Annotated in this window: 20 protein-coding genes and 1 tRNA gene; 9 read left to right on the forward strand and 12 right to left on the reverse strand. The window is 67.5% G+C overall.

Features of this window, described 5'->3' with window-relative positions; genetic code table 11:
* Positions 1 to 45 precede the first annotated feature (45 nt).
* Positions 46 to 1035: a dihydroxyacetone kinase subunit DhaK gene (gene dhaK, locus HZ321_RS02895; protein ID WP_181700019.1), complete on the forward strand. Its 990-nt coding sequence runs from the start codon at positions 46 to 48 to the stop codon at positions 1033 to 1035.
* 57 nt (positions 1036 to 1092) lie between these two features.
* Here the strand turns inward: dhaK and argB are convergent, their stop codons facing one another.
* Positions 1093 to 2001, reverse strand: a complete 909-nt coding sequence (gene argB, locus HZ321_RS02900; protein ID WP_181700021.1) for an acetylglutamate kinase — start codon at positions 1999 to 2001, stop codon at positions 1093 to 1095.
* Positions 2002 to 2139: 138 nt separating this feature from the next.
* Here argB and HZ321_RS02905 point away from each other — a divergent pair, with 138 nt between their 5' ends.
* A complete protein-coding gene (locus HZ321_RS02905) occupies positions 2140 to 2703 on the forward strand; it encodes a DUF1993 domain-containing protein (RefSeq protein WP_181700022.1) in 564 nt (187 codons plus the stop codon).
* 7 nt (positions 2704 to 2710) lie between these two features.
* Here HZ321_RS02905 and sbmA read toward each other — a convergent pair whose 3' ends face one another.
* The 3 genes from sbmA to HZ321_RS02920 all read right to left on the reverse strand — a co-directional run bounded on the left by sbmA (position 2711) and on the right by HZ321_RS02920 (position 6530).
* Positions 2711 to 3955, reverse strand: a complete 1245-nt coding sequence (gene sbmA / locus HZ321_RS02910; protein ID WP_181700024.1) for a peptide antibiotic transporter SbmA — start codon at positions 3953 to 3955, stop codon at positions 2711 to 2713.
* 115 nt (positions 3956 to 4070) lie between these two features.
* Entirely contained in the window at positions 4071 to 5663 is a 1593-nt protein-coding gene (locus HZ321_RS02915; protein ID WP_181700026.1) for a gamma-glutamyltransferase family protein, read from the reverse strand.
* A gap of 27 nt (positions 5664 to 5690) precedes the next feature.
* Positions 5691 to 6530 carry a sulfite exporter TauE/SafE family protein gene (locus HZ321_RS02920; RefSeq protein WP_181700028.1) on the reverse strand — a complete coding sequence of 280 codons (840 nt, stop codon included), beginning with the start codon at positions 6528 to 6530 and terminating at the stop codon, positions 5691 to 5693.
* A gap of 135 nt (positions 6531 to 6665) precedes the next feature.
* Between HZ321_RS02920 and HZ321_RS02925 the strand changes: the two genes are divergently transcribed.
* On the forward strand, positions 6666 to 7730 hold the full coding sequence (locus tag HZ321_RS02925) for an alpha/beta hydrolase (protein ID WP_181700030.1): 1065 nt from the start codon (positions 6666 to 6668) through the stop codon (positions 7728 to 7730).
* A gap of 6 nt (positions 7731 to 7736) precedes the next feature.
* On the opposite strand, the gene yihA is transcribed toward HZ321_RS02925, so the two are convergent.
* The 6 genes from yihA to HZ321_RS02955 all read right to left on the reverse strand — a co-directional run bounded on the left by yihA (position 7737) and on the right by HZ321_RS02955 (position 12498).
* Entirely contained in the window at positions 7737 to 8408 is a 672-nt protein-coding gene (yihA, locus tag HZ321_RS02930; RefSeq protein ID WP_181700032.1) for a ribosome biogenesis GTP-binding protein YihA/YsxC, read from the reverse strand.
* Complete coding sequence (locus tag HZ321_RS02935; protein ID WP_181700034.1) at positions 8405 to 9079, reverse strand: CatB-related O-acetyltransferase; 675 nt, start codon at positions 9077 to 9079, stop codon at positions 8405 to 8407. The genes yihA and HZ321_RS02935 overlap by 4 nt, the downstream gene beginning before the upstream one ends.
* 140 nt (positions 9080 to 9219) lie before the next feature.
* A complete protein-coding gene (gene yidC, locus HZ321_RS02940; RefSeq protein WP_181700036.1) occupies positions 9220 to 11037 on the reverse strand; it encodes a membrane protein insertase YidC in 1818 nt (605 codons plus the stop codon).
* Positions 11030 to 11425 carry a ribonuclease P protein component gene (gene rnpA / locus HZ321_RS02945; RefSeq protein WP_181700038.1) on the reverse strand — a complete coding sequence of 132 codons (396 nt, stop codon included), beginning with the start codon at positions 11423 to 11425 and terminating at the stop codon, positions 11030 to 11032. Before rnpA ends, yidC begins: the two co-directional genes overlap by 8 nt.
* Before the next feature lie 61 nt (positions 11426 to 11486).
* Entirely contained in the window at positions 11487 to 11621 is a 135-nt protein-coding gene (gene rpmH / locus HZ321_RS02950; RefSeq protein WP_181700040.1) for a 50S ribosomal protein L34, read from the reverse strand.
* A gap of 271 nt (positions 11622 to 11892) precedes the next feature.
* On the reverse strand, positions 11893 to 12498 hold the full coding sequence (locus HZ321_RS02955) for an LOG family protein (protein WP_181700041.1): 606 nt from the start codon (positions 12496 to 12498) through the stop codon (positions 11893 to 11895).
* Positions 12499 to 12790: 292 nt separating this feature from the next.
* Here HZ321_RS02955 and HZ321_RS02960 point away from each other — a divergent pair, with 292 nt between their 5' ends.
* From HZ321_RS02960 to HZ321_RS02985, 6 genes are all read left to right on the forward strand, one after another.
* On the forward strand, positions 12791 to 14569 hold the full coding sequence (locus HZ321_RS02960; RefSeq protein WP_181700043.1) for a LysM peptidoglycan-binding domain-containing protein: 1779 nt from the start codon (positions 12791 to 12793) through the stop codon (positions 14567 to 14569).
* Positions 14570 to 14690: 121 nt separating this feature from the next.
* Entirely contained in the window at positions 14691 to 16619 is a 1929-nt protein-coding gene (locus tag HZ321_RS02965) for an ABCB family ABC transporter ATP-binding protein/permease (RefSeq protein ID WP_181700045.1), read from the forward strand.
* Positions 16620 to 16749: 130 nt separating this feature from the next.
* Entirely contained in the window at positions 16750 to 17559 is an 810-nt protein-coding gene (locus HZ321_RS02970; RefSeq protein WP_181700047.1) for a TVP38/TMEM64 family protein, read from the forward strand.
* Entirely contained in the window at positions 17556 to 18989 is a 1434-nt protein-coding gene (locus tag HZ321_RS02975; protein WP_181700050.1) for a dihydrolipoyl dehydrogenase family protein, read from the forward strand. Before HZ321_RS02970 ends, HZ321_RS02975 begins: the two co-directional genes overlap by 4 nt.
* A gap of 57 nt (positions 18990 to 19046) precedes the next feature.
* Positions 19047 to 20516: a sensor histidine kinase gene (locus HZ321_RS02980; protein ID WP_181700053.1), complete on the forward strand. Its 1470-nt coding sequence runs from the start codon at positions 19047 to 19049 to the stop codon at positions 20514 to 20516.
* A 175-nt stretch (positions 20517 to 20691) separates the two neighbouring features.
* A tRNA-Arg gene (locus HZ321_RS02985) sits at positions 20692 to 20768 on the forward strand.
* Between the two features lie 94 nt (positions 20769 to 20862).
* On the opposite strand, the gene HZ321_RS02990 is transcribed toward HZ321_RS02985, so the two are convergent.
* Positions 20863 to 21699 (reverse strand): RHS domain-containing protein, encoded by an 837-nt coding sequence (locus HZ321_RS02990; protein ID WP_181700056.1) that lies wholly within the window; start codon positions 21697 to 21699, stop codon positions 20863 to 20865.
* 96 nt (positions 21700 to 21795) lie between these two features.
* Entirely contained in the window at positions 21796 to 22149 is a 354-nt protein-coding gene (locus tag HZ321_RS02995) for a DUF6572 domain-containing protein (protein WP_181700059.1), read from the reverse strand.
* Positions 22150 to 22171 lie beyond the last annotated feature (22 nt).

The raw sequence follows: 22171 nt of genomic DNA on the forward strand, positions 1-22171 counted from the left end.
CACCATCAAGAAGGGCGCTCCAAGGCGTCGACGAGGGGACCACCCATGAAGAAGCTGATCAATTCGCCCGAATCCGTGCTCGCAGAAAGCCTTCATGGCTTCGCCGCCGCCCATGGCGATATCGTCGCGCTCGGAGAGGATCTGAAGTTCGTCCACCGCAAAGTCTTGAAGCCGGGCAAGGTGGCGCTGCTTTCCGGCGGCGGGTCTGGGCACGAGCCGTTGCACGCGGGCTTCGTCGGTCACGGCATGCTCGACGCGGCCTGTCCGGGCCAAGTGTTCACCTCTCCGACGCCGGACCAGATGATCGCCGCTGCCAACGCCGTCGACGGCGGCAACGGCGTGCTCTTCATCGTCAAGAACTACGAAGGCGACGTGATGAACTTCGAGATGGCGGCCGAGATGGCCGGCGTCGAGATTGCGACCGTCATCACCGACGACGACGTCGCGGTGGAAACATCGACCTATTCGACGGGCCGGCGGGGCGTCGCCGGCACCATGGTGGTGGAAAAGGTGCTCGGCGCCGCCGCGGAAGCCGGCGCCGACCTCGCTACGCTGAAGGCGCTCGGCGACACGGTCAACGGACGGACCCGCTCGATGGGCGTGGCGCTGACGAGCTGCACCGTACCCGCAGCCGGTACGCCGACGTTCACCCTCGCCGAGGACGAGATGGAACTCGGTGTCGGCATCCACGGCGAGCCGGGCCGGCGCCGTGTCAAGATGTTGCCGGCCGACGGGATCGCCGACGAGATGATCGGCGCGATCGCTTCCGACTTCGGCGCCGACGCGGGCGGTCCGGTGCTGCTCCTCGTCAACGGCTTCGGCGGGACGCCGGCCATGGAGCTCTACGTGATGTATCACGCCGCCCGCACCCGGCTGGAAAAGGCCGGCTTCACGGTCGCCCGTTCGCTGGTCGGCAACTACGTGACGTCGCTGGAGATGGCCGGCTGCTCGGTGACGGTGACCCGTCTAACCGACGAGATCGCCGGCTACTGGGACGCGCCGGTGCACACCGCCGCGCTGCGCTGGGGGATGTAACGGCCAGTGGAAGGGCGGCGGAGCACTGACGCCCCGCCGTCGTTGCAACCCGCTCCGTCAGGGCGTGATCAGTGTGCCTGCGCCGTGCTCCGTGAAGATTTCCAGGAGCACCGCGTGCGGCGTCTTGCCGTTGACGATCACGACGCCCTCGACGCCGAGCGCCAACGCGTCGATGCAGGTCTCCACCTTGGGAATCATGCCGCCGGAGATGGTGCCGTCGGCGATCAGCGCGCGGGCGTCGCCCACCGAGAGCTCCTTGATCAGCCGGCCGTCGCGGTCGAGGACGCCGGGGACGTCGGTGAGGAAGAGCAGGCGGGTCGCGCCGAGCGCGCCGGCGATCGCACCGGCGAAGGTGTCGGCGTTGACGTTGTAGGTCTCGCCGTCCACGCCGGGGGCGACCGGCGCGATGACGGGGATCAGTTCCTCCTTGGCAACCATGTGCAACACGGCGGGGTTCACCGACTTCGGCTCGCCGACGAAGCCGAGGTCGACGATCTGCTCGATGTTGGAGTTGGGATCGCGCTGGGTGCGGGTGGCCTTCTCCACGACCACCATGTTGCCGTCCTTGCCGCAGAGGCCGATCGCGCGACCACCTTCGGCGTTGATGGCGGACACGATGTTCTTGTTGATCGAGCCTGCGAGAACCATCTCGACGATCTCCACCGTCGCCTTGTCGGTGACCCGCAGGCCCGCGCGGAACTCGGATTTGATGCCGAGTTTCTCCAGCATCGCGCCGATCTGCGGGCCGCCACCGTGCACCACGATCGGCTTCATGCCGGACTGCTTGAGGAGAACGATGTCGCGGGCGAAGGCACGGGCGAGAGACTCGTCGCCCATGGCGTGGCCGCCGTACTTCACCACGATCGTCTTGTCGTCGTAGCGCTGCATGTAGGGCAGCGCTTCGGAGATGATGCGGGCGCGCGAGACGGTATCGTCGGCGGCGGGAGTGTCGGCGGAGCTGGCCATCGCGCGAGGTCTTCCGGGAACGTTGGAGGTCGGCGGCGGTATAGCGGAAAGGACGGGCAACGGGAAGGGTTCGGCTGCTGACGCCGGGTGTCAGCGCGGGCCCGTCATTCTGGGGGTCAGCCTTGCCGGAGAGTTCCGATGACCAAGCTCTACGATCGCACCGTGCCCTACCAGATCCGGATGCTCGCCAACGCGCGCCGGTTCGTCTCCAAGGCGCGCGACCACTTTGCCGCTGCCGGGATCAATGGCCGGGAGATGGTCGGCTGGCGGCTCGCGCCGGACATGTTTTCGCTCGGCCGCCAGCTCGTGGTGGCGGTGGACGGCGTCCGCGGGGCCGCGGCCCGCCTCGCCGGACAGGCCATCGAGCCGCCGGATGCGCCCGCCTTCGCCGTCTACAACCGCGGCGGCGACATGCCCTTCCACGAGCCCGCCACGATCGACGACGCGCTCGCCTATATCGACCGCGGGATCGCCTTTCTCACCGCGGTCGAGCCCGAAAGCTTCGGGGGCGCGGAGGACCGACTCATCGTGCTCGTGATGGGCGGCCAGACGCGGACCTTCACCGCCGAGCCCTTCGTCAACGCCTATGTGACGCCGAACCTCCACTTCCACCTTGCGGTCGCCTACGCGATCCTGCGGTCGCGCGGCGCGCCGATCGGCAAGAGCGATTTCGAGGGCGAGGACGTCTACGAGCTGGGGTGACGGCGGTCTACTCGACCGCCGCCTGATACTTGAGCTCGGTGTCGGGAATCTCGTCCTTGTGGATGATCGCCTCGAAGGTGCGCAGGCGCTGGTAGACCGAGAGCAGTTCCACGATCGTCGTCCAGGACAGGACGAGATATTGGAACGACGAGGTCACCTGGCTGAAGGCGCTGGAGATCTGGTTGAGCGCGCCGAGCGAGATCTTGGCGGCGACGATGGACGGGCCAAGGAGGATCAGCGAGAAGACAGTGTTGGTCTGGCTGTAGGCGTAGCGGACCACGTTGAAGTAGAGGTAGTGGAAGTAGAGCGTGAAATAATTGCGCCGGACGGAGTCGAACAGCTGGTCGGTAACCGGACGATCCGCCCGGTTCGGGTCGTCCTCGCCGTAGACCAGTTCCTTGCGGAAGGCCGCTTCGGCACGCTGGTTGCGGAATTCCAGCCCCGGCAGCTTGATGCCCACTGTCGCGAGCACGACCGTGCCGAAGATCGACCAGACGATCGCCGCCGTCACGAGCGGGTACGGGATGGAGCCGACGACGGGCAGTTCCGTGACGTTGGCCGAGAGGCGCATCAGCACGGGCAGGAAGGCGATCAGCGTCATGATGCTGTCGACGAAGTTGACGCCGAGGCTCTCCACCAGCCGGGAGAAGCGCATGGTGTCCTCCTGGACGCGCTGGGAGGCACCCTCGACCTTGCGCAGCTTCGGCCAGAAGGAGAGGTAGTAGTCGTTCATTGCCGTCCGCCAGCGGAAGATCCAGTGGCTGACGAAGAAGAGATTCAGCACCGCGACCGTGATCGCGACCAGCGCGATCGACGCGAAGATGCCGAGCTGGGCGTAGAACTCGCCGACCTCCACGACGCGCTGTTTGGCGACAGCAGCCTGCACCATGTCCCAGAAGGGGCCGTACCAGTTGTTGATCGCCACGCTCACCTGGACCTGGAAATAGGTGACGAACAGGATCAGCGCCGTACCGAGGATCGACCACTTCCACCAGGGGTGCGGAGCGATGGTCTGCCACACGGCCGCGAACAGGCCGACCGCAACGGCGTAGTAGATGTAGAACCAGAGGAACGGATCGGTGATGAAGTAACCGAGGCCGATCAACGGCGGGTCCACGCCCTCCTGCATGTCGAAGCCGAACACGCCGCCAAGGTCGCTGCCGCCGAGGTACCAGCCGGCGACGCAGAAGGCCGTCCACAGCACCACGGAAATGAAGAAGGCCTTCGGCCGTGGGAAGAAGGATACGAACAAGGCTGATGGCTCCTCACCTCGAGAACCGCTTCGCGGCAACTAGATAGGTCGATCGTCGACGCTGCAAGTGGGGCCGTGCCAGCTTTCTTCGCACCTTCAGATCCCGCCTCATGGATCACCAAGCGGCGACGGAGCCGTCGCTGCGCGGATCGTTGGCGCCCTCCAGCGTCCCGTCCGGGTGGCGGACGATGGCGCCGGCGTGGCCGAGGTCTGAGTGGTAGGGGACGATCTCCTGCAGGCCGTGGCCGGCTTTCCTCAGCGCCTCGACCAGCGCGGGATCGAAGCGGTTCTCCAGAACCAACGCGACACCCGCGTCGTCGCCCCAGGTCTTGCCCAGGCGCCAGCGCGGCGCGGTGTGGGCCTGTTGCAGCGGCATGCCGAAGAAGGCGTAGCGGGAGAACACGATCGCCTGCGTCTGCGGCTGGCCCTCGCCGCCCATGGTGCCGTAGGTCATGGCGCGGCCGTCGTCGAACACGGCCATCGCCGGGTTGAGCGTGTGGAACGGGCGCGCACCCGGCTCCAGACGGCGCGGTCCGGTCCCATCCAGACGGAAGGAGGAGCCGCGGTTCTGCCAGAGAATGCCGGTCTGCGGCAGCACGCAGCCCGAGCCGAACTCGAAGAAGATCGACTGGATGAAGGAGACCGAGCGCCCGGCCCCGTCCGTCACGCCGAGCCAGATAGTATCGCCCGGCACCGGCGGCTGCGGCCACGGCGCGGCGCGTGCGCGATCGATGCGGGCGGCGCGGGCGTCGAGGTCCGCGACGTCGAGGAAGGAACGGGGGTCAACGGTCATCCGATCCGGGCAGCCGATATGGGCGTCGCGAACCAGGAAGGCCTGCTTGGTGGCCTCGATCAGGCCGTGGACGTGGTCGAATTCCTCGCCGTTCGTCACCCCCAGCCGATCGAACAGCGCCAGGATCATCAACGAGGAGAGCCCCTGCGTGGGCGGCGGCATGTTGTAGAGCCGGGCGTTGCGGACGCGGGTGGAGAGCGGCTGAACGCGCTCGGCACGGTAGCCGTCGAGGTCGGCCAGCGTGATCGGCGAGCCGACGCGCGCCAGGTCCGCCGCGATCCGCTGCGCCAGCGGGCCGCGGTAGAAGCCGTCGAGCCCGTCGCGGGCGAGCGTCCGCAAGGTCTCGGCGAGCGCGGGCTGGGTGAGCAGCGCGCCCTCCAGCGGCGGTTCTCCGTCCGGCATGAAGGCGTCGGCGAAACCGGGTTGCGGCTCCAGTTCGTGGCGATGAATCACCGTCATCTCGGCCTGCCCGGCGGTCACGACCATGCCGGCTTCGGCGTAGTGGATCGCCGCTTCCAGGATCTCGTCCAGCGGCTTCGGCGTCTGCCAGCCCGCGGAGACGGCCAGCGCCTCCTGCCAGCCGGCCACCGTGCCCGCGGTGGTGTTGGCGGCGAGGGGCCCGCGGGTCGGCACGGCGGCGAGGCCGGCCTTTGCATAGAGATCGCGGGTGACGTTGCGGCCGGCGCGCCCGCTCGCGTCGATGCCGACCGGCTCGCGGCCGGGCTCGGAGACGAGCCAGAAGCCGTCGCCGCCGATCTGGTTCATGTGCGGGTAGACCACCGCCAGCACCGCGGCCGTCGCCACGGCCGCCTCCACCGCCGTGCCCCCCGCCTTCAGGATGTCCAGCCCGGCCTGGGATGCCAGGTGATGGGGCGAGGTGACCATGCCGCGGCGCGAACGGGGCGTGTAGAGCATCAGGCGGGCATCCTTGGATTCGGGAGATCAGGAAAAGACGGACGCCAGCATGCGCAGCCCGGTCACGAAAAGGAATGCGGCAAAGGCGAGCTTAAGCTTGCGTGTCGGCAAGGCGTGCGCGGCGCGGGCTCCCCAGGGCGCCATGGCCATCGAGGTCGGCAGGATCAACGCGAGGCCGACGAGGCTGACGTAGCCGAGGGAGAAGGGCGGCAGGTCCGGCTCGCCTAAGCCGCCGATCACGAAGCCGATCGTGCCCGGCACGCCGATGATGAAGCCGATCGCGGCGGCGGTGCCGACGGCGCGGTGGATGGGATAGTTGAACAGCGTCAACGTCGGCACGGACAGCGTGCCGCCGCCGATCCCCATCATGGCGGAGACCATGCCGATCATCGCCGCGATCGCCTGCTCGCCGATTCCCTTCGGCGGTGCGTCGGCGATCCGCCACGTGGGCCGGGAGAAGGCCATGTGAAACGACACGATCAGGGCGACCGTGCCGAAAACGGCGGTCAGGGTCGGGCCCTTGACATGGGAGGCGAGCACCGTCCCGAGCACGACCCCGGCGACGGTGGCGACGAACCATCGCTTCAGCATCGCCACGTCCACCGCGCCCTTCCGATAGTGGGCGCGTACCGACATGGCCGAGGTCGCGATGATGGTGGAGAGCGAGGTACCGACCGCCACGTGCATCTTCACGTCCTCGTCGAGCCCGAGCAGCGTGAAGACGTAGAACAGCACCGGCACGATGACGATGCCGCCGCCGACGCCCAGCAACCCGGCCACGAAGCCCGCGAGGGCACCGGTGGCGAGGAGGGAGGCGGCGTAGAGAGCGAAATGGGTAAGATCGAGTGCGGCAATGGCGTCGGACATACCGCCCCTGTTATCGGAAGCTGGGCCGGCGGGAAAGATATCCCCTGCACATCGCCGCGTGCCCACACTTTCCGATTGCCGGATGCTACGTCTGCATCTTAACTATCTGCGGTTGGATCAAGCGGGGGCGCAACCATGCCGACCTATCTCATGACAGCGCGTGCGCTGGTGAACGGGGCCTTCACGTCCGAGCCGGGGCCGATCCGCGCCCTCAGGGTTCCCAACACAGTCGCGACCTACAATGCGACCCACGAGATCAGGCGGGAAGCCTGGTTCAAGGCGGTCCGCGACGCGGCGGCCAAGGATCCCAATCCGAACTCCGCTACCTGGAGACTGGACGCCGCTGCCGGCCAGCCTGGCGACGTGCTCTTCTACGTGCACGGCTACAACAACGACCTGGCGAGCGTTCTGGACCGGCAGCGGGCGCTTGGCAGGCTGCTGCGGGCGGAAGGCTGGCACGGGGTCGTGGTTGGGCTCGACTGGCCCTCGGACAACAGCATCCTCAACTACATCGAGGATCGATCGGACGGCGCGGCGGTGGCGCGCGCGCTCGTGGAGGGTGCTCTCGTTCCGCTCTGCGAAAGCCAGGAGAACGGCTGCCAGACCAACGTCCATCTGATCGGCCACTCCACCGGCGCCTACGTCATCATGAAGGCCTTCGAGATCGCGCCGGACCGGGGCGAACTGCACAAGGGGGACTGGCGGATCGGGCAGGTCGCCTTCATCTCCGGAGACGTGGCGAGCGCGTCGCTCTCAGCGGGCGATTCCAGCAACGCGACCCTGTTCTCGCGGATCATGCGGCTCACGAATTTCAGCAACGGGGACGACCGGGTGCTCGCCGTCTCCAACGCCAAGCGGCTCGGCGTCCGGCCCCGTGCCGGCCGGGTCGGCCTGCCGCCCCGGCCGGACCCGAAGGCGGTGAACGTCGACTGCACCGCGATCCACCGGGCCGAGGCTGCAGCCCGCGACTTCGGCAGCGTGACCGAGCAGATCGTCTTTTCGCACGGGTTCTACTTCGAGAGCGCGCTGTTCGCTCGGGATCTCGCGATGACCCTGGAGGGCGCGATCGACCGGCAGAAGATCCCGACACGGCGGCAGGTCAACGGAGAACTCATACTCGAGAAGGGCGACCGGCCGGATTTCCAGAAGCAGGTGCTCGGCATGCCGAGGCCCCAGCCGCCCCGGCCGGTGCCGGCCTGAGGCGGTTCAGCCGATCACGCCGGCAATGGCGGCGCGGAGATCGTCCAGGCCCGCGCCCTTTTCGCTGGAGGTCGCGATGACATCCGGGTAGGCGGCCGGTCGGCGGCGGATCTTGTCGGCGGTGTCGGCGAGCAGCTTCTCCACGCCCGCGGCCTTGATCTTGTCCATCTTGGTGAGAACCACCTGATAGGAGACCGCCGCCTTGTCGAGGATGGACATCACCTCCTCGTCGATCGGCTTGACGCCGTGGCGGGCGTCGACCAGCACATAGACGCGGCGGAGGTTCGGCCGGCCGCGCAGGTAGTTGCGGATCAGGCGATTCCAGACGTCGACCTTCTCCTTGGGGGCCTCGGCATAACCGTAGCCCGGCATGTCGACGATGGTCAGGCCGGCGTCGCGCTCCGGCACGAAGAGGTTCAGCTCCTGCGTCCGGCCGGGTGTGTTGGAGGTGCGCGCCAGCCCGCTCTGGCCGGTCAGCGCGTTGATCAGGCTGGACTTGCCGACGTTGGAGCGGCCGGCGAAGGCGACCTCCAGCCCGCCCGCTTCCACGGTCGGCAGGTCGAAGCTGTTGGCGATGCCGCGCACGAAACGCCAGGGCCGCGCGAACAGCAGCCGGATAGCCTCGGCGCGCTCGGCTTCGGCGGAGGGGCCGGGCGTCGTTTCGGTCGCTTCGCTCATCGGGTGCCCTCCGTGTTGTCCAACGCGCGGCGAAGCGCGTCGAGATCGGCGCCGCGGATCGCCGACAGATGGTTGGTAATGCGTTCCGGAGTCCAGTTCCACCAGGCGATATCGAGCAGCGCGTCGACCACGGCAGGCTCGAACCGGGTCCGGACGATACGCGCCGGATTCCCGGCGACCACCGCGAAGGGCGGGACGTCGCGCGTCACCACGGATTTCGCAGCGACAACGGCGCCGTTGCCGACCCGGATGCCCGGCATGATCGTGGCGTCCATTCCAAGCCACACGTCGTGCCCGATGACCGTGTCGCCGCGCGAACCGTCCTGCAGTTCGTCCATGGAAAGGCCCTCGGCCCAGCTACCGCCGAAGATGGCGAAGGGAAAGGTCGAGAAGCCGTCCATGGCGTGGTTCGCGCCGTTCATGACGAAGCGCACGCCGGTGGCGATCGCCACGAAACGGCCGATCACTAGGCGATCGCCCATGAACGGGAAGTGGTAGAGCACACACCGCTCCACGAACTTCTCCGGTGCCTCGGGGTCGTCGTAGTAGCTGAAGTCTCCAACCTCGATGTTCGGCTGGTCGACGACGGCTTTCAGCAGCACAACGCGCTTGTGGCCTGGAACCGGATGAAGAACGTTCGGATCCGGGTGGGTTTCGCAAGGGGACGGCATGGAACCTCTCCTGTCGGCGGTCGGAATGGGCTTGTCGAAGAACGACTTCGCCGCAACGCCAGGCGCCGGGGAAGTCGAGGTTCACGCGATCATGGCTGCGAAACTCCTTGTTGGTGCGGCAGGCGTGGCCGAGCGGCGGATCAGCCGCTCGAACTCGCCTTCTTGCGTTGGAACGTCGCCTTCAGATTGTCCCAGAGTTCGATCTTCACGCCCTGCCGGCGCATGATGATCGACTGCTGGAGGATCGACAGCGAGTTGTTCCAGGCCCAGTAGATCACCAGTCCGGCCGGGAAGGACGCCAGCATGAAGGTGAAGATGATCGGCATCCAGGTGAAGATCATCGCCTGCGTCGGGTCCGGCGGGGCCGGGTTCAGCTTCATCTGCACGAACATCGACACGCCCATGATCAGCGGCCAGACGCCGATCATCAGCATCTGCGGGGGATCCCAGGGGATCAGCCCGAACAGGTTGAAGATCGTGGTCGGATCAGGCGCGGAGAGGTCGTGGATCCAGCCGAAGAACGGCGCGTGGCGCATCTCGATGGTGATGTAGAGCACCTTGTAGAGCGCGAAGAACACCGGGATCTGGACCAGGATCGGAAGACAGCCGGCCAGCGGATTGATCTTCTGCGTCTTGTAGAGCTCCATCAGCGCCTGCTGCTGCTTCATCTTGTCGTCGGCATAGCGGGTGCGGATGGCCTCCATCTCCGGCTGTACCTTCTTCATCTTGCTCATCGACACGTAGGACTTGTTCGCGAGCGGATAGAAGGCGGCCTTGACGAGAACGGTGACCAGGAGGATGGCGACGCCGAAGTTGCCGACCATCTTGAAGAGATAGTCGATCAAGAGGAACATCGGCCGGGTCAGGAAGTAGAACCAGCCCCAGTCGATCATGCGATCGAACTTGGGGATCGACAGGGCCGCGGCGTACTCGTCGATCTGGTTGACCTCCTTGGCACCGGCGAAGAGGCGCACATCCGTCTTGGCGGAGGCGCCCGGCGCGACGGTGATCGGGTCGCGCAGATAGTCGGCCTGGAAGGTGTCGACGGTGCCGACCTGCGCGTGGAGGAAGCGCGGCTGGAAGGCGAGGCCCTTGGTGGGGATCAGCACGGCGGCCCAGTACTTGTCGGTGATGCCGAGCCAGCCGTCTTCGGTCTTCGGCGGCTTGGTGGCGGCACTGTCCTTCAGGTTGGCGTAGGTGATCTCGGTGAGTTGCTCCTCGCCGAGCACGCCCAACATGCCCTCGTGCAGCACGTAGGCGGCAGCCGTATGGGGCGCGCCGTGCCGGATGACGAAGCCGTAGGGGTAGACCACGGCGGCGGCCGCACCGGCGTTCCTGACCTCGTCGGCCACGTGGAACATGGCGTGCTCGTCGACCGAGATGGTGCGCTGGAAGGTGAGCCCGGCGCCGTTGTCCCAGGTGAGCACCAGCGGAGTGGCCGGCGTCAGCTTGGCGCCGGCGGGGGCGGTCCACAGGGTTTCGCCGTTGGGAACGGGGGTGTTGGTCCCCGCGGGAGCCGCATAGCCGAACTCGGCGTAGTAGGCGTCGGGACCGCCGAGCGGGGAAAGCAGCGTGACGTTCGCCGAAGCCGGATCGACCGTGACGCGGTAGTCCTTGAGGGCGATGTCGTCGATGCGGGCGCCGCGCAGGTTCAGCGAACCGGCGATCGCCGGCGTCTCGATGGGAACGCGCGGGTCCTTGGCGACGGCTGCTTCGCGGGTGGCAACCGTGACCGCGCCAGCACCGGCGGGTGCCGACGCAGGGGCGTTCGCCGTGGTTCCGGGCGCGGCGGTCGATCCGTTCGGCACCGGGGCCGGGGTCGCCGCGGTCTCGGCCTGGCGGGCCTGCTCCGCGAGACGCGCCTTTTCCAGTTGCGGACCGGCGACGAAATACTGCCACCCCAGCAGGACCACCAGCGACAGCACGATCGCCAGGATCATATTCCGGTTTTCACCCATCGACAGGTCTCTTCTGTTCGCGCCTGGAACGGTCGTCGTCGGTCTTGCCGCGTGGACGCGCGGAGGATTTCAGGGCGCCGACCACGTCCGCCACCAGATCCTGGAAGGGCTGGCCGAGGGCGGGCGGGCGACCGATCAGCACATAGTCCGTGCCGGGCTTCGCCACCAGTGCCCCGTGCAGCCGGACGGCCTCCTTGAGGCGACGGCGGATGCGGTTCCGGACCACGGCATTGCCGGTCTTCTTCGTCACCGTGAAGCCGAATCGCGCCGGAGCCGGTTCCGATCCGGATCGATCCCGATCGAGCGATTGCAGCAAAAAGCCGCGCCGAGGCGTCCGTTGCCCCCGCGCGACTTTGGTGTACTCGCTTCGCTTGGTCAGTCTCTTCATCGCCGCGCGTGGCCCCGGGATCCGGTTGAAGCCCGTCTTTGCGGGCCAGCCGCGCGTCCGATCAGGCCGACAGGACCTTGCGGCCGCGGGCGCGACGACGCGCGATCACCTTGCGACCGCCGACCGTGGCCATGCGGGAGCGGAAGCCGTGGCGGCGCTTGCGCACGAGCTTGGAGGGCTGATAAGTCCGCTTCATGGGTCGTCTCCGCCGGCGGGCGGCCCTTCTTCTTCATGGCGCCGACGGACCGCGTCCTGCCCGATCCGGGCGAACGCGCGCTGGCGCCTGCTGGTGTCTGTTGTTCACGGACCGGCATCCGCACACGTGCGGACAGCGCCGCACAGGCGCCGGGCGCCGGGTCCAATCGAGGGGGCTTATACGGGAGGCGCCCGTCGTCGTCAACGCGGCAGACGCCGGTGATCACCGGAAAACGGGAACGGCCGTCGACCGGTCTCCGCCCGTCGTCTGTTCACATGCGCTCCAGCGAACGCGTGTCGCCGTCCATCGCGGCCTCCGTCTCGCGCGCGGCGGCGGCCAGAACGGTCGGCACGATCTCCTCGGCCGTGCGGGCGGTGAGGAACTTGACCTCGTAGCCCGGACGGATGAAAGCCTCGTCGGCCATGTGGGCGAGGAGATCCTTCAGCGGCTCCCAGAAGCCGTTGATGTCGGCGAGCACGATGGGCTTGCGGTGGCGGCCGAGCTGGGCCCAGGTCATCTGCTCGACAACCTCCTCCAGCGTCCCGACGCCGCCGGGCAGCGCCACGAAGGCGTCGGACTTCTCGAACATCATCCGCTTGCGCGTATGCATGTCCTCGACGATGTGGAAGTCCTCCACGCCGTCGAGCATGATCTCGCGGCGCAGGAGAAACTCCGGAATGATTCCGGTGACCGAGCCGCCGGCGGAGAGCACAGCCTTGGCGACGGCGCCCATCAGGCCGATCGAGCCACCGCCGTAGACGAGGCGGATGCCGGCCTTGGCCATGGCCTTCCCAAGCGTTTCGGCAGCGGCGAGGTGGTCCGGATTGCGGCCCGTTGACGAGCCGCAGAAGACGCAGATGCTGGATACGTTTGCCATGCTTCCATGTCGCACCGCCGAAGTCGAGCCGTCAAGCCGGCCGTCGTGCCCACGCGGACGCAGCAAGTATTCGACCTGCGGCACGATCGCATCAGCGCCGAAAAAACGAACGGGTGCGGAAAAACGCCCCTTGCGGACAGCCTTTGGTGGCCTTGTGGGGGTATGGGCAGCGGTATAAGCATTTCATCAGCCGACAAAATACGCAGGATCGACGGCTTCTGTCGCGATCCGACGGCGGTGGACACATCGCGGGAGCGACTAGGATCCGCCAAGGGGGGCGTCAGGAGCGGCGATGACTGGGGCGAAGCCGGAAGTGCCGGTGGTGGGGACGGGACGGACGATGACGAGATCTCTCAGGAACGCGCTCGCGGCCATTGCTGTGATCGTCATCGCGTTCCTTTTCGCCTTCTTGACGGGCGCCCTCAACGACCTCCTGACGCGTTTCGGCCTGCAAGACTGGGCCCAGGGCGTGACCGAGCCCGTCAAGCCGGCGCCCGAAACCGCCGTCGTCGAAACGCCGGCCCCGCAGCAGGCGACACCGACGGCCGACATGGTCGTGCCGATCTTCGACCTGGTGCGTGTCGAACCCTCGGGCGACGCCGTGATCGCCGGGCAGGGATTGCCGGAGGCGGAGGTGGAAATCCTCTCCGGCTCCTCCGTGATCGCCAAGGGCAAGGCGAACGGGTCCGGCGAATGGGCGATCGTGCTGTCCGATCCCTTGAAGCCCGGCGCGCACGACCTGACCGTGCGCACCACCGCGCCCGGCAAGTCGCCGCTCGTTTCCAAGCAGAGCGTTGCAGTCTCGGTGCCGGAGGGGGGCGAAGGCGAAGTCCTCGTGGTCCTCAACCAGCCGGGCTCGGCCAGTACGGTGCTGCAGGTGCCTGGCCTCGCGGAAGCGCAGAAGGCCCTGCGCGACGCCGGCGTCGACCCGACCGCCCTGCCCGCGGCGGAAGCGCCCAAGCCGGCCGAGACCGCTGCGGCGGCGTCGACAGAGCCGCCCAAAACCATCGAGCCTGCGGCCGATGCGCCGAAACCGGCCGAGACCGCTGCAGCGGCGCCGAGCGAACCGGCCAAGCCGGCCGACGCTCCTGCTGCAGCGGCGACCGCCGAGCCTGCCTCGCCGGAGCCGGCAGCGACCACGACGGCGGCCGCGGATGCCGCGCCTGCCGCGGATGCCGCGCCTGCGGCGTCCTCGGGTGAACCGGCCCAGCCGGCGGAGACCATCGTCGTCGCCGAAGCCCCCGCAGCGGCGGAAGCACAGCCGTCGGCAGCCGGCGAGAGCACGGTCGCAGCGAACGTACCTGACGCTGTCACCGCAACACCCGAAAATTCCGGCACTGCCGCGGGCACCGCTGGCGCGGGCTCGGCGGTGGAAGCGGGAACCACGGCCGATGTTCCGGCACCCGCACCGGCACCGGCCGCCGAAACAGTGCCCGCCGCTCCTGTCGAAACAGCGCCCGCCGCACCCGCCGTCGAGCCGGTCGAACCTGCCAAGCCCGTGCCCGCCGTCGAGCCGGTCGAACCTGCCAAGCCCGTGCCCGTCACCGTCCAGGCAGTCGAGACGGAGAACGGCGTCGCCTACATCGCCGGCTTCGGAGCGCCTGGTTCCAAGATCATCCTCTACCTCGACGACAAGCCGATCGGCGAGACGACGGTGGACTCGACCGGCCGGTGGCTGCTGGAGAGCAGGATCGACGTCGCGCCGGGCAGTCACAAAGTGCGCGCGGACCACGTCGGGGACGGCGGCGTGGTGATTGCGCGGGCCGAGGTGCCGTTCAACCAGGTCGGGCCGGAAGCGCCCGCCGAGCCGGTGGCCGGCGTCGGCTCCACCGCCGCGGGGGTCGGATCCGGATCGGCCGGAGAGGCGCGCGTCGGAGAATCGGAGACCATGATCATCCGGCGCGGCGACAATCTCTGGACGATCGCCAAGCGCCTCTACGGACGCGGTGTGCGCTACTCCACGATCTACGAGGCCAACACCGACCAGATCCGCAACCCGGACCTCATCTATCCCGGTCAAGTCTTCGTGCTTCCCAAGGGAGACACCAACTGGCAGCCGGTCAACCCTTGAACCGACCGGCGCGGATCTGATCTAAGGTGCACGTCTGACGAAGCCGCCCGGACACCCCCGGGCGGCTTTTCGGTTCCAGCGGGGGGCTTCCCTCATCCCGCGGACCGCCATGGTAGCTCGAATGCGAAAAATCCCCCCGACCTCCGACAGACCCAAGTCCGTCAGCGCCGACGATTCCACGCTGGTGGCCACCGTCCGCAATCTCTGGCCCTATCTGTGGCCCTCGGATCGGCCCGATCTGAAGCTGCGGGTCGCGTTGGCGGTCCTGGCGCTGATCGTCGCCAAAGTGATCACCGTCCTCGTGCCCTACCTCTACGCCTGGGCGACCGACGCGCTGGCGCCCGGGTCCGGCACCGACAGGACGATGTTCCTCCTGTCCGTGCCCGCCATGCTGGTGCTTGCCTTCGGCGTCGGCCGGCTCCTCCTGAACGGGTTCAACCAGCTCCGCGACGCGCTGTTCGCCGAGGTCAGCCAGTACGCGGTGCGGTCGCTCGCCTACCGCACCTTCACGCACCTTCACGCGTTGTCGCTGCGCTTCCACCTGCAGCGCCGCACCGGCGGCCTGTCGCGCGTGATCGAGCGCGGCGTGAAGGGCATCGACGCGATCGTGCGCTTCACGATCCTCAACGCCTGGCCGACCGTACTGGAGTTCGCCCTCTCGGCTGCGATCATCTTCTTCCAGTTCGGCTGGACCTACCTCGTCGTGGTCGCGGGTACGGTCTGGCTCTACGTCTGGTTCTCGGTCCGCTACTCCGACCGGCGCATCAGCATCCGCCGGCGGATGAACGACAGCGACACCGACGCCAACACCAAGGCGATCGACAGCCTGCTCAACTTCGAAACGGTCAAGTACTTCGGCAATGAGAAGATGGAGGCTGACCGCTACGACGCCTCGATGGCGAAGTACGAGCGGGCCGCCGTGGAGACCTGGACGTCGCTCTCCTGGCTGAACATGGGCCAGACCGTCATCTTCACCGTCGGCATGACCGCGTGCATGTTGATGTCGGCGCGCGCCGTGATGGCCGGCGAGCAGACCATCGGCGATTTCGTGCTGATCAATTCGCTGCTGATGCAGCTGGCCGTTCCGCTCAACTTCATCGGTTTCATCTACCGCGAGATCCGCCAGGGCATCGCCGACATCGAGCAGATGTTCGGGCTCCTGAACCAGCCCGCGGAGATCGTCGACAGCCCGACCGCGCGGCCGCTCACCGTTTCCGGCGGACGCGTCGCATTCGAGGACGTGCACTTCGCCTACGATCCGGATCGCCAGATCCTCAACGGCGTCTCCTTCGAGGTGCCCGCCGGGAGGACGATCGCCATCGTCGGACCGTCCGGCGCCGGCAAATCCACGCTCTCCCGCCTGCTCTTCCGCTTCTACGACGTCACCGGTGGACGGGTGACCATCGACGGCCAGGACGTGCGCGACGTCACCCAGGAGAGCCTGCGGGCGGCGATCGGCATGGTTCCGCAGGACACCGTGCTGTTCAACGATACGATCGCCTACAACATCCGCTACGGTCGGCCGTCGGCGTCGGACGAGGACGTCCAAGCCGCCGCCGAGATGGCGCAGATCGGCCGGTTCGTGGAGAGCCTGCCGCAGGGCTACAAGACCCAGGTGGGCGAACGCGGGCTGAAGCTGTCGGGCGGCGAGAAGCAGCGGGTCGCCATCGCCCGCACCATCCTGAAGAGCCCGCCCATCCTGATCCTGGACGAAGCCACGTCGGCGCTCGACACCAACACCGAGCGCGAGATCCAGGCCGCGCTCGACCGGGTGTCGGAGGGCCGCACCACGCTCGTCATCGCGCACCGCCTCTCCACTGTCGTGCGGGCCGACGAGATCATCGTGCTGGAGAAGGGCCGCATCGCCGAGCGCGGCAGCCACGCGGACCTGATCGCCAAGGGCGGCCTCTACGCCACCATGTGGGACCGCCAGCGTGAGGCGGCCGAAGCCGAGGAGCGCCTGAAGAAGGCCATCGAGGGCGACGACATAGGCATCGTGAAGCGCGGCGCGCGCGCAGGAGAACCTGCCGCGCTGAAACCCGCGGAGTAATTCTGTTGCTGGTGCCAGCGGTGCCGCCGGCATCAAGACCACGTGAGAGATGGCGCGAGGCGCTTGTTAACGGGGTGTGCGGCGTGTCACGCCATAATCAACCGCCGTCCACTCCTCCTTTTTCGAGCAGATGACCCCGATCGACCACGACCTGAACAGCAGCCGGACACCAACGCGTTGGGATACGCGCACGGTTCTGCGTCGGCTTGCTCCCGTCGCGGCGTTCGTCATCTTCGCGGCGGTCGCTTTTTCTCTCGGGCTGCACCACCAGATCTCCGTGCAGGGTTTCCTCGATCGGCGCGAAGCGCTGGTGGCAGGGGTCGAGGCGAACTACGTGAAGGCGCTGGCCGGGTTCGTGCTGTTCTATACGGTGGTCGTGGCGCTCTCGGTACCTGGCGGGCTGTTCCTGACGCTCGCCGCCGGCTTCCTTTTCGGGCCGGTGGTCGGCGGTCTCGCCGCATCGCTCGCGGCCACGGTGGGCGCGACGATCCTGTTCCTGGCGGCCCGAACCTCCTTCGGGGAGATCCTGCGGGAACGGGCGCGCGGACGGATCGAGCGGTTCACCTGCGGCTTCTGCGAGAACGCGTTCAACTACCTGCTCTTCCTTCGCCTCGTGCCGATCGCGCCGTTCTGGTTCGTCAACCTGGTGCCGGCGCTGATGGGCGTGAAGACCCGCGTCTTCGTGCTCGCCACCGCCATCGGCATCCTGCCGGCGACCTTCGCCTTCGCCACCATCGGCGCGGGGCTCGACAGCGTGCTCGCCGCTCAGGCCGAGGCCAAGCGGGAGTGCCTGGCGGCTGGGACCTGCCAGCTCACGCTCGACAAGCATGCGCTGCTGACCCCCGGCCTGCTCGCCGCCTTCGTCGCGCTCGGCTTCGTGGCGTTGCTGCCGGTCGCCGCCAAGGCCTATCGGCGGCGCCGGATGGAGCGCGGCAAATGAGCGAGGCGCTGACGCCGGATCTTTGCATCATTGGCGCCGGCTCGGCGGGCCTCACCCTTGCCGCGGCCGCCCGGGCCGCCGGCCTTTCCGTCGTGCTGGTGGAGCGCGCGAAGATGGGCGGGGAGTGCCTGAACACCGGTTGCGTTCCCTCCAAGGCGCTGATCGCCGCCGCCCGGCATGCCCACGCGATCCGGCGGGCGAAGGCCTTCGGCATCGACGCCGGGGATCCGGTGGTCGACTTTGCACGCGTGCACGCCCACGTCCACGACGTCATCGCGGGGATCGCCCCGCACGACTCGGCCGATCGGTTCCGCGGCCTCGGCGCCACCGTCATCGAAGCCTCCGCCCGCTTCGTCGATCCGGACACGGTGGAAGCCGGCGGGCGGGCGATCCGCGCGAAGCGGATCGTGATCGCCACCGGCTCCAAGCCGGTCGTGCCCGACGTGCCCGGGCTTTCCGCCATCCCGATCCTCACCAACGAATCCCTGTTCGACCTCACCGCCCTGCCCTCGCACCTCGTGGTCGTCGGCGGCGGGCCCGTCGGCCTGGAGATGGCTCAGGCGTTTCGACGACTCGGCAGCGCCGTCAGCGTGATCTCGCGCGGTCGTCCGCTGCGCAACGACGACGCGGAGGCGGCGGCTCTGGTGGTCTCGCGCCTTCGCGGCGAAGGGGTCGAGATCCTCGCAGAGGCCAAACTGACGGCGGCCGTTCCCCTGGGCGCGGCCGGCGCGCGTCTGACCGTCGCCGTCGGTGGTGGGGAACGCGTCCTGGAGGCCTCGCACGTCCTGGTCGCCGCGGGGCGACGACCGGCGCTCGACGGGCTCGATCTTGCCGCCGGCAATGTCGCGACCACGCCCGACGGCGTCGACGTGGACGATGCCTTCCGCAGCCGGAGCAATTCGCGGGTCTTCGCGATCGGCGACGTGGCGGGCTCCTACCGCTTCACCCACTGGGCCAGCCACCAGGCCGGGCTCGTGCTGCGGACGATCCTCACCCGCCTGCCGGCGAAGCCCAAGGCGAGCGAGATCGTCTGGTGCACCTATACGGACCCGGAGATCGCCCATGCCGGTCTGACGGAGGCCGAGGCGCGCGTCCGGCACGGTGGCGCCGTGAAGGTGCTGCGCTTCGCCTATGCCGGCAACGACCGGGCCCGTGCGGACCTGGAGACGGACGGCTTCGTGAAGCTCGTCACGGGATCGCGGGGGCGGATCCTCGGGGCGGACATCGTCGGAGCCGGTGCCGGCGAGCTGATCGGCACGGTTGCGCTCGCCATCTCGGCCGGGCTCGGCGCCGGGGCGCTGGCTCGAACGGTGCTTCCCTATCCGACGCTCGGCGAGGTATCCAAGCGGGCGGCGATGACGACCTACGCGGATGCCTTGAAAAAGCCGCTTGCAGGGTTGGCACTGCGGTTCCTGCGCACCACTCTATGACCACGTGACGCGGGCGGGATGGCCGCGCCACGAGAAAGGCCCTCGGGAGAATTGGGCATGACGGAGGAGAACGACAGCCAGAAGCCGCCGATTGGCGGCGAGGTGACGCCGGGCCGGTTCGGCCTGTCGGCGAAGCTGCTCGTTCTGACCGTCCTGTTCGTCATGCTGGCCGAGTTGCTGATCTACGTGCCGTCGATTGCCAATTTCCAGAAGACTGGGATCGAGGACCGGCTGGAGACGGCGACGGTGGCGGCGCGGGCGCTCAGCGTCTCGGAGGCACATGCCCTGTCGCCGCAGATGCAGGCGACCGTGCTCGACGAACTCGACGCCTATGCGCTGGCGATCCGCGTCGACGGCATGAAGAAGCTGGTCGCCATGACGGACATGCCGCCGCCGGTGGCGCGCGAGATCGACATCCGGCAACTGCCGCCCGTCGCGGCGATCCGAGAGGCGTTCGACACGCTGATCTCCGGAAACAACCGCACCATCCGCGCGGTCGGACCCTACCAGGGGGACGGCGAGATCGAGGTCGTGTTCTCCGAGAACGGCCTGAAGGCGGACATGCTCGCCTATTCCAGGAACATCCTGATCCTGTCGATCGCGATCTCGGGCCTTGCCGCGGTGCTCGTCTACTTCAGCCTGCGCATGCTCCTGGTGCGGCCGATGCTGCGGGTAGGCCGGACCCTGACGGCCTGGCTGGAGGATCCTGAAGACCAGTCGCGCGTGATCGTGCCGTCCGGCCGGCGCGACGAGATCGGTGAGATGGAAACCCGGATCGCCACGATGCAGCAGCACCTGCACGACGTCCTGAAGCAGCAGCGGCGCCTGGCGGAGCTCGGTCTGGCCGTCTCCAAGATCAACCACGACCTGCGCAACCTGCTCGCCAGCGCCCAGCTGATGTCGGATCGCCTCGCCAGCATCCCCGATCCGACGGTGCAGCGCTTCGCGCCGAAGCTGCTCGCCACGCTCGACCGGGCGATCACCTATGCCCAGGCCGTGCTGTCCTACGGCAAGGCGCAGGAGCTGCCGCCGACCCGCCGGCTGATCGCTCTCAACCGTCTGGTCGGCGAAGTGGGCGATGTGACCGGCCTGCCGGCACACGCGAGCATCGAATGGGTCAACGCGGTGCCGACGGACCTGGAGGTCGACGCGGATTCCGATCAGCTGTTCCGCGTCCTGCTCAACCTCGTCCGAAACTCCGCCCAGGCGCTCGAACAATCCGGGGATGAAACCTGCGTCCGCCGGCTGACGGTCGCTGCCGAGCGCACCGGATCGGTGGTGAAGATCCGCGTACTCGACACCGGTCCGGGCGTGCCGGAGAAGGCCCGCGAGCATCTCTTCAAGCCGTTTCAGGGCTCGGCCCGCCGCGGCGGCACCGGGCTCGGCCTTGCCATCGCGGCCGAACTTGTCCGCGCCCATGGCGGCAGCATCGGCCTTGCCGCCGACGGCCCGGGGGCCATTTTCGAGATCGAGATTCCGGATCGGCCGGTGCCCCTCGGCGAAGTCCGGCGCTCCCGCGCGAGCTGACTTCTCCGTCAGCATCCCGCTGACAACATTCGACTTTCCACCTTTTCCGCCGAACCGCCCAGACCGGCCCGCAGCCATCTCGAAAAGCGCTTGCAATCACCCGGCCAACGGTCTAGACGTACGCCGCTGTCGGCCAACCGCTCCTCGGACGGTTCCCATCCCGACACATCGGCAAGCGCCCGTAGCTCAGCTGGATAGAGCACCAGACTACGAATCTGGGGGTCAGAGGTTCGAATCCTTTCGGGCGCGCCATTTCTCCGAGTGATATGTGCCGCTTTGCGATAGCCGAAATCCGGCCTCGACGCGACTTGGACCGGTAAGGGCCCGCCGCGCCCGGACCACAGGCTTAGCCCTTGCTTTCGCCCGTTACCACTCGGCCGCCGCCCTCGCTCCAAAATAGTGATCGGCTGGCGCGCCAGACCACCGCCTTCGCCGCGTCGGTCATCTGGACCGGGCGGCCGAGGTGGTCGTTGGTGATCCAGTAGATCGTCGGCGTCGCCGCGTTGGCGTCCGCTACCACGGCCATCACCTGGTCGCCGAGCCAGATGTATTCGCGCAGGCTGACGCCGGCGCCGTCCGTTTCGGCGATCACCCGGTTGCCGAGCCCGCCCATCATCGCGCCTACCGTCGGCATCAGCTCGTCGAACAGCCCGCCGCCGCCGAGAGCGTGGATGAAGTGCGTGGTGCCGGCGGGCGTGGTGTTGGTCACCGCGCGGACGGCCAGCCGCTCGAAGCCGTCGTAGGTGTAGGTGCCCTTCAGCGAAGTGCCGACCGTGACCGTCCGCAGCCGGCCGTTCTTGTCGTAGGCGTAGCTCGTCGCCGTCGTGCCGAGGGTGTCCTTGCTGATGCTGCCGGCTGCGTCGTAGGTGAAGGTCCGGGTGCCGAGGTCCGGCTCGGTGACCGAGGTGCGCCGGCCGAGCGCGTCGTAGACCGCCGACCAAGGGTTGTTCAGCGGGTCGGTGACGGAGACCAGCCGGTCGTCGCGCGACCAGCCGAGCTTGGTGGAGACCGTGCCGGCGCCCAGCTTCTCGATCGTGTCGATCGTCCGCCCGTAGGCGTCGCGCCGAACGCGGGTGGTGCGCAGGAGCTCATCGCGGGTGGCCACCTCGTCGAAGGTGAGGGTGGTGGCGGTGGAGGTGGTGTAGGTGTTCTCGCGGGTGTAGCCGTAGTCCAACGGCATCATCGAGCGGCAGCATCGCACCTCGCTCGACGAGCACTTCCGCGTCGAAGGCCGGCGCACCTGGTTCGAGACCCTCGAAAGCCGCTCGTGAGAAAATACTCACTGCCAACTTCCGTCGTTAAACTGGTCGATACTGATGTGCCGAAACTCTTTATCGTTCCGACTCTTTACCACCTCCCTTAGTTCATCCAGGAGAGATTCTAATCGATCTCCTTCCCTATGATTTCGAAACAATACTATAAATACCTTGTAATCTTGAGGTGGTTCGAACACCTCTTTCAGCTCTCCTTCATCCAAGAATGCAATGTATGCTCCAACTTTTTGAATTACCAAATTCAAATACTCGTAATCATCAATTTTTTCCTGGATTTCGTCTTCTATGGCTAGGACTATAGCCTTATTATTATGGTTTACCAAAATATTATCAACTGTGTTTGTACTTTTTATTGCCATTTTCACGCTCCGCCGAATTGAC

Source organism: Chthonobacter albigriseus (genome assembly GCF_013839445.1).
Classification (GTDB): domain Bacteria; phylum Pseudomonadota; class Alphaproteobacteria; order Rhizobiales; family Pleomorphomonadaceae; genus Chthonobacter; species Chthonobacter albigriseus.

Coding starts and splice junctions, on each gene's coding strand:
- dhaK (WP_181700019.1), top strand. CDS start 46: ATGAAGAAGCTGATCAATTCGCCCGAATCCGTGCTCGCAGAAAGCCTT.
- argB (WP_181700021.1), bottom strand. CDS start 2,001: ATGGCCAGCTCCGCCGACACTCCCGCCGCCGACGATACCGTCTCGCGC.
- HZ321_RS02905 (WP_181700022.1), top strand. CDS start 2,140: ATGACCAAGCTCTACGATCGCACCGTGCCCTACCAGATCCGGATGCTC.
- HZ321_RS02915 (WP_181700026.1), bottom strand. CDS start 5,663: ATGCTCTACACGCCCCGTTCGCGCCGCGGCATGGTCACCTCGCCCCAT.
- HZ321_RS02920 (WP_181700028.1), bottom strand. CDS start 6,530: ATGTCCGACGCCATTGCCGCACTCGATCTTACCCATTTCGCTCTCTAC.
- HZ321_RS02925 (WP_181700030.1), top strand. CDS start 6,666: ATGCCGACCTATCTCATGACAGCGCGTGCGCTGGTGAACGGGGCCTTC.
- yihA (WP_181700032.1), bottom strand. CDS start 8,408: ATGAGCGAAGCGACCGAAACGACGCCCGGCCCCTCCGCCGAAGCCGAG.
- HZ321_RS02935 (WP_181700034.1), bottom strand. CDS start 9,079: ATGCCGTCCCCTTGCGAAACCCACCCGGATCCGAACGTTCTTCATCCG.
- yidC (WP_181700036.1), bottom strand. CDS start 11,037: ATGGGTGAAAACCGGAATATGATCCTGGCGATCGTGCTGTCGCTGGTG.
- rnpA (WP_181700038.1), bottom strand. CDS start 11,425: ATGAAGAGACTGACCAAGCGAAGCGAGTACACCAAAGTCGCGCGGGGG.
- rpmH (WP_181700040.1), bottom strand. CDS start 11,621: ATGAAGCGGACTTATCAGCCCTCCAAGCTCGTGCGCAAGCGCCGCCAC.
- HZ321_RS02955 (WP_181700041.1), bottom strand. CDS start 12,498: ATGGCAAACGTATCCAGCATCTGCGTCTTCTGCGGCTCGTCAACGGGC.
- HZ321_RS02960 (WP_181700043.1), top strand. CDS start 12,791: ATGACTGGGGCGAAGCCGGAAGTGCCGGTGGTGGGGACGGGACGGACG.
- HZ321_RS02965 (WP_181700045.1), top strand. CDS start 14,691: ATGCGAAAAATCCCCCCGACCTCCGACAGACCCAAGTCCGTCAGCGCC.
- HZ321_RS02970 (WP_181700047.1), top strand. CDS start 16,750: ATGACCCCGATCGACCACGACCTGAACAGCAGCCGGACACCAACGCGT.
- HZ321_RS02975 (WP_181700050.1), top strand. CDS start 17,556: ATGAGCGAGGCGCTGACGCCGGATCTTTGCATCATTGGCGCCGGCTCG.
- HZ321_RS02980 (WP_181700053.1), top strand. CDS start 19,047: ATGACGGAGGAGAACGACAGCCAGAAGCCGCCGATTGGCGGCGAGGTG.
- HZ321_RS02990 (WP_181700056.1), bottom strand. CDS start 21,699: ATGATGCCGTTGGACTACGGCTACACCCGCGAGAACACCTACACCACC.
- HZ321_RS02995 (WP_181700059.1), bottom strand. CDS start 22,149: ATGGCAATAAAAAGTACAAACACAGTTGATAATATTTTGGTAAACCAT.